Annotated in this window: 4 protein-coding genes and 1 pseudogene; 1 reads left to right on the top strand and 4 read right to left on the bottom strand. The window is 42.1% G+C overall.

Annotated elements, in window-relative coordinates:
• Positions 1-630 (top strand): annotated as a pseudogene (locus tag B2X33_RS01925) (glycine hydroxymethyltransferase); the annotation flags it as partial.
• A gap of 128 nt (positions 631-758) precedes the next feature.
• Here the strand turns inward: B2X33_RS01925 and B2X33_RS01920 are convergent.
• The 4 genes from B2X33_RS01920 to B2X33_RS01905 all read right to left on the bottom strand — a co-directional run.
• Positions 759-2,375 (bottom strand): mannitol dehydrogenase family protein, encoded by a 1,617-nt coding sequence (locus B2X33_RS01920; RefSeq protein ID WP_296024130.1) that lies wholly within the window; start codon positions 2,373-2,375, stop codon positions 759-761.
• A 137-nt stretch (positions 2,376-2,512) separates the two neighbouring features.
• Positions 2,513-3,181: a GntR family transcriptional regulator gene (locus B2X33_RS01915; protein WP_296667199.1), complete on the bottom strand. Its 669-nt coding sequence runs from the start codon at positions 3,179-3,181 to the stop codon at positions 2,513-2,515.
• 301 nt (positions 3,182-3,482) lie between these two features.
• Entirely contained in the window at positions 3,483-4,553 is a 1,071-nt protein-coding gene (gene uxuA, locus B2X33_RS01910; protein ID WP_296667197.1) for a mannonate dehydratase, read from the bottom strand.
• A gap of 112 nt (positions 4,554-4,665) precedes the next feature.
• A partial coding sequence (locus B2X33_RS01905) for a TRAP transporter large permease (RefSeq protein ID WP_296667196.1) occupies positions 4,666-5,778 on the bottom strand: 1,113 nt, incomplete at its 5' end.

Here is a 5,778-nt window from a genome sequence, read left to right as displayed (position 1 = left end):
CCTCGCGGAGCTATGATTCTCTGCAAGAAAGAATTTGAGGACTATGTGAACAAGGGCTGCCCGATGGTTCTCGGCGGACCTCTTCCGCATGTAATGGCTGCAAAGGCAATCGCTTTCAAAGAAGCGAACACAAAAGAATATCAGGACTACGCTCATCAGGTTGTAAAAAACGCTCAGGCGCTTGCAAAAGAGCTTCAGGATTTGGGAATCCGCCTGCAGACAAACGGAACAGACAATCACCTTATGCTTGCAGATATTACTTCTTACGGACTTACAGGAAAGCAGGCTGAGGCGGCACTTTTCCAGGCAGGCGTAACAACAAACGCGAACGCGCTTCCATATGACAAGAACGGCGCATGGTACACTTCAGGTCTTCGTCTCGGAACTCCAGCGCTCACAACTTTAGGAATGAAAGAAGGCGAGATGAAAGAAGTCGCTGCGATTATCGATATGGTTCTCAAAGGAACAAAGCCGGGCGTAACAAAAGACGGAAAACCTGCAAAACTCAAGATTGTTCTTGACGAAAGCGTAAAGGAAGCCGCTTCAAAACGAGTTCAGGCGCTTTTGAGCAAATTCGTCCTTTATCCAGAGCTTGATTTGGATTTCTTAAAGAAAGAATTTGTAAAATAATTCAGTAAAAATTGAATTAACTGCAAATAAAAAATGCACCTCCAAAATTGAACTTTATGTCCAAATTTAGAGGTGCACTTCAAAGTTTAAAACCTTATCGCATAGCCTTTTATTTTGCGAAAAGCATTTTAGTTTTCAACTGCGTGCGAAATCACTTCGCGGACTTTTCCGTTTGCACTTATCATTTCCATAAAATAAGATTTTACTTTTCCGTACAATTCAGAAGAAACAACGTCAAAGCCAAAAATCTTTTCATTTTTTAACAGTTTTTTGATTTTTTCTTCAACTTTAGTTTCATCATTTTTGCCAATTAAAATTCCTGAAAGTTCATTTTTTACATCTGGAAGAAGCGGATCAGGAGAAAGCTCAAATTCTTTTCCATTATCATCAATTCCAAGAAGATAGCGAAGCCAAAGCGCAAAAACCATAGGCAAAATTTTCAGACTTTTTACATTGAGTTCTGGATTTGCAAGATATGCTTTTACGGTTTCTCCAAAGCGAATCGAAAGTTTTTGTGAAGTATCGGTTGCAATTCTCTGAGGAGTATCTGGCATAAACGGATTTGGCAGACGTTTTTCGATTACCTCATCAATAAAAGTCTTCGGTTTTATAATTTTTGGATCAACTACAACAGGCAATCCTTCTTTATAGCCCAAAATTTCGACCATTTTTTTAAGGTCTTTGTCTTTCATTTCGTCACAAATCAAATTGAATCCCAAGAGGCATCCAGAAAGAGCAAGAGCGGTGTGCAGAGGATTTAGACAGGTGCAGACTTTCATCTTTTCGACTTTATTTACAGTTTCGCGGTCTGTAAAATAAACTCCGGCTTTGTCCAAAGGCAGGCGGCCATTAGGAAATTTGTCTTCAATTACAAGATACTGAGTTTCTTCGGCATTTACAAAAGTTGCGCAGTAAGTGTTTTTTGAAGTTACAATCAGCTCAGTCTCTTCAAAACCGTCTTTTTTAAGCATTTCCGCGACTTTAGAATTTGGGCGAGGCGTAATTTTATCAATCATAGTCCAAGGAAAAGCAATTTTTGTTTCATCCTTTAGATAATCAATAAATTCAGAAGGAACAAAGCCTTTTTTCTGCCAGTTTTCTGCAATTTTTAAAACAGCAGCCGAAAGTTTTTCTCCGTTATGAGAACAGTTGTCCATAGAAACCAAAGCAAGAGGAAGTTTTCCGGCATTAAAGCGTTCCAGCAAAAGTCCTGTAAGTTTAGACAAGAACATTTCTGCTTTTTCAGGCGGATTGGCAAAATCATGCTCATACTGTCCAATCAATTTTCCGTCAGAAGAAGTAACAGCGTAACCTTTTTCTGTAATAGTAAACGAAAGCATTTTAAGGCTTGGATTTTTAAATGCCGCAAGCACTGTCTCCCAGTCATCCTTAAATTCAGGATAGACACAGACAGAATCAACGACAGAAGCTATGATTTCTTTTTCGATAGAACCGTCGGCTTTTAGTGTAACTCCAAGAGTCAAATTGTCATGCGGCTTAAAAAGTTTTTCAACAATTTCAGGATCGTGACATTCGCCGGCAATAATTCCAGTATTCATCAAACCTTCGTTCAAAAGTTTTTGAGCCAAGGCTGCAGGAAAAATTCTAAAGATATTTCCTGCTCCAAAGTGAATCCACTCCGGATTTTTTCTTGTATTTTCTGCAATTTTTTTCGGGTCGAATTTCGGCAGTTTGTAGCCGTTCCATTTTGAGCCGTCTTTAATTTCGTTTAAGTTCAGTTTCATAAAATAATCCTCCATAAATATTTGCGGCAAATTCCGCCTTTTATATCCAAGCTGTCCGACTAACAGTCTGTTTTTTTCTCGTTTTTACTTTTTGTCTTTATTCTTTCAAAATTTCAATTTTCGCAAAAAAAAATCATCTAAGAGCTAAAATATTCAGGATAATTTTTATTCATATCTTCAAGCAAATCAGAAAGAACTTGCATATGCTCTTCATCAACCTTGCAGGCAAGTTCCGCATCTCCGTTTTCAATCGCCTTGACAAGCTCAATATGCTCTTTTTCCACGTCATTCGCAATTCTTTCGGCATTGTAACTCAAAATTCGTATGCGATGATCGTTTCCCGTGTGCGAATCAAGAACTTTCCAAAGCCATTCATTTTTCGTCTCCGAATAAAAAAAATGATGCAGCTCATCGTCTTTCTGCAAAAAAGCTTTTTTATTTCCATCCAAAAGGCTTGCATGCTGTTCAAGAAGAAGCGCCTGTAATTTCGTAGCGCAGATTTTTCGTTTATTTTCGTCAAGGCTTTCCATAAAAACTTTCAGAACGCCAAGTTCAAGCGTAATACGCAAAAATCTTTCCTGTTTGATAATATCTTTGTCCAAAAAAGCAACACGAGTGCCTTTTTGAGGAAAAACATCAACCAGTTTATCAAGAGAAAGCCTTAAAAGAGCATCGCGGATTGGAGAACGGGAAACATTCATTTCATTAGCAAGCTGATTTACGTTAAGTTCCTGCCCCGGTTTTAATTCCAAACTAAGAATTTTTTCTCTCAACACTCCATAAACAGAATTCTCTTGGTTTTTCATAATATTCTCCAAAAATTACAGCACGATTGAAAACGTTTTGCAGATTTGGGCGGCTTTTTGTTCCGTTCCACTGCACAAAAACCGGGCTGTCCGCCATTTCGCTATTCGCTACATTCAAAACCGGCGGCAGTAAAACTGCCGTCAATTTTGAACGCTTCGCGTGGCTCCCATCCCTGCCGCAGGCAGGACGTGTGCTTTAGCACACAGTTCAATATTCCGAGTTTTGCGCTGACAAAACTCGCAGCGTGCTTGCACGCAGCATCCCTGCCGCAGGCAGGACGTGTGCTTTAGCCAGCTCCCATTATTTTTTCTGCGATTTTTCCACAGCTTCCAAAAGCCCCTGAATGTACATTGCTCCGAGCGCGCGGTCGTAAAGTCCGTAGCCCGGCATGCACTTTTCGCCCCAGATTGTTCTTCCGTGGTCTGGACGAACAGGGCCGTCAAAACCTGTCTCGTAAAGAGTCTTTACAGCCTCGTACATATCAAAGCTGCCGTCTGATGAAAGATGGGCCGCCTCCTCAAAAACTCCCGGCGCAAAATGATGAAGATTTCTGATATGCGCAAAATGAATTCTTCCCTTGCATGCGCGCATTATCTCAGGAATGTTGTTTTTCGGGTTTGTTCCGAGACTTCCCATGCAGAGCGTGATACCGTTGTATTCCTTGTCAACGGCGCGGAGCATTTTAAGGATTGTGTCTTTTCCGGTTATTATGCGCGGAAGCCCGAAAACCGGCCATGCAGGGTCGTCAGGATGAATCGCCATTTTCATGTCGTATTTCTCGCAGACAGGCCCGATTGCCTTCAGAAAGTAAACGAGATTTTCAAAAAGTTTTTCAGAAGTTACGTCTTTATATGCCGCAAAAAGTTCCTTTACTTTTGAGAGACGCTCCGGCTCCCAGCCCGGCATTACAAAGCCGTTTGAATTGTCTGTTGTCTTGTCAAAAAAAGTCTGCGGGTCGATTGAGTCCACAACTTTTTGGTCGTATGCGAGAACCGTCGAACCGTCCGGACGTTTTTTCGCAAGGTCGGTGCGTGTCCAGTCGAAAACCGGCATAAAGTTGTAGCAGACCATGTGGATATTTTCTTCGCCGAGCGCGGCAAGCGATTTTATGTAGTTTTCAATGTATTTGTCGCGGTCAGGGCTCCCGATTTTTATCGCGTCGTGGACATTTACGCTTTCAATTCCTGAAATTTCAAGTCCTGATTTTTCGACAGTTTCCTTTAGATTCTTTATTCTTTCGCATGTCCATTCCTCGCCGGCTGGAACATCGTACAGCGTCGTGATTACGCCTTTTACGCCCGGAATCTGCCTGATTTGCTCAAGCGTTACAGAATCAAATCCCGGCCCGTACCATCTCAAAGTCATTTTCATAGCGTTTCCTCGTTTTTTTTTGTTTTATACAAAGCATTAAGTGAAATGCCGTCCGAAGACGGCACTGTTCCTCAAAAATCGCATAAAAGCGATTTTTCCATTTACTTATTACTTACACTGCATATCCGAGCAGCTTCGGCAGGAACAAAGAAACATCAGGTACAAAAGTTACAAGCATAAGACCTGCAATCATCGTCAGATAGAACGGAATCATTGCCTTTGTCGTCTTTTCGATGCTGATTTTTCCGACGCCGCAGCCGACAAACAAGGCAGAGCCGACAGGCGGAGTGCAAAGTCCGATTGCAAGGTTGAATATGAGCATAACGCCAAACTGAACAAGGCTCATTCCTGCAACGTTATGAACGACAGGCGCAATAATCGGAGTCACAATCAAAATAAGCGGAGCCATGTCCATAATACAGCCAAGAAGAAGCAGCATTATGTTAATCAAAAGCAGAAGAACTACCTTGTTCTCGCTGATTGAAAGAAGAGCAGTCGTGATGATTGTCGGAACTTTCAAAAGCGCGAGAAGATAACCGAATCCGCCAGCCGCCGCAATCAAAGAGAAAACCATTGCGAGCGTTTTTACAGTGTTCATCAAAAGTTTCGGCATCATCGAGATTTTTAGCTCTTTGTAGACGAAAACCGAGATTATGAACGCGTAAATGCAGGCAATCGCCGCCGACTCTGTCGCAGTGAACCAGCCAGCTGTAACGCCGACAAGAATGATAACCGCAGTGAACAATGCGAGAATTGCATCAAGACAAATCTTTAAAGCCTGTTTTAAACCGATTTTTTCTCCTTTCGGATAGTGGCGGATAACACTCATAATTCCGCAGACAACAAGGAACAGAATTCCAAGCGTGATTCCAGGCAAAAGTCCTGCCATAAAAAGCGCGCCTACAGAAACTCCACCAGCCGCCACTGAATAGATAATCATATTGTGGCTTGGAGGAATCAGAACGCCCTGGCAAGATGTCGCGACAGTAACTGCAACAGAAAAATCTCTGTCGTAGCCGCCTTTCACCATCATCGGAATCTCAATCGAGCCGAGAGATGAGACATCAGCTACAGCCGAGCCTGAAAGATGGCCGAAGAACATTGAAGCAAGAACGTTCACGTATGAAAGTCCGCCTCTGAATCTTCCGACAATCGCGTTCGCAGCCTTTAAAAGACGGTCTGAAATTCCGCCCGCGCCCATAATTTCGCCCGAAAGAATAAAGAA

The organism is Treponema sp. UBA785 (assembly GCF_002297065.1).
Lineage (GTDB): Bacteria > Spirochaetota > Spirochaetia > Treponematales > Treponemataceae > Treponema_D.
Note: the sequence above shows the minus strand (reverse complement) of the source record. Positions and strands in the feature narration are given on the sequence as shown.

Bases quoted from the DNA above. Each gene is read 5' to 3' on its own strand.
- B2X33_RS01920 (WP_296024130.1), bottom strand. From the start codon at position 2,375: ATGAAACTGAACTTAAACGAAATTAAAGACGGCTCAAAATGGAACGGC.
- B2X33_RS01915 (WP_296667199.1), bottom strand. From the start codon at position 3,181: ATGAAAAACCAAGAGAATTCTGTTTATGGAGTGTTGAGAGAAAAAATT.
- uxuA (WP_296667197.1), bottom strand. From the start codon at position 4,553: ATGAAAATGACTTTGAGATGGTACGGGCCGGGATTTGATTCTGTAACG.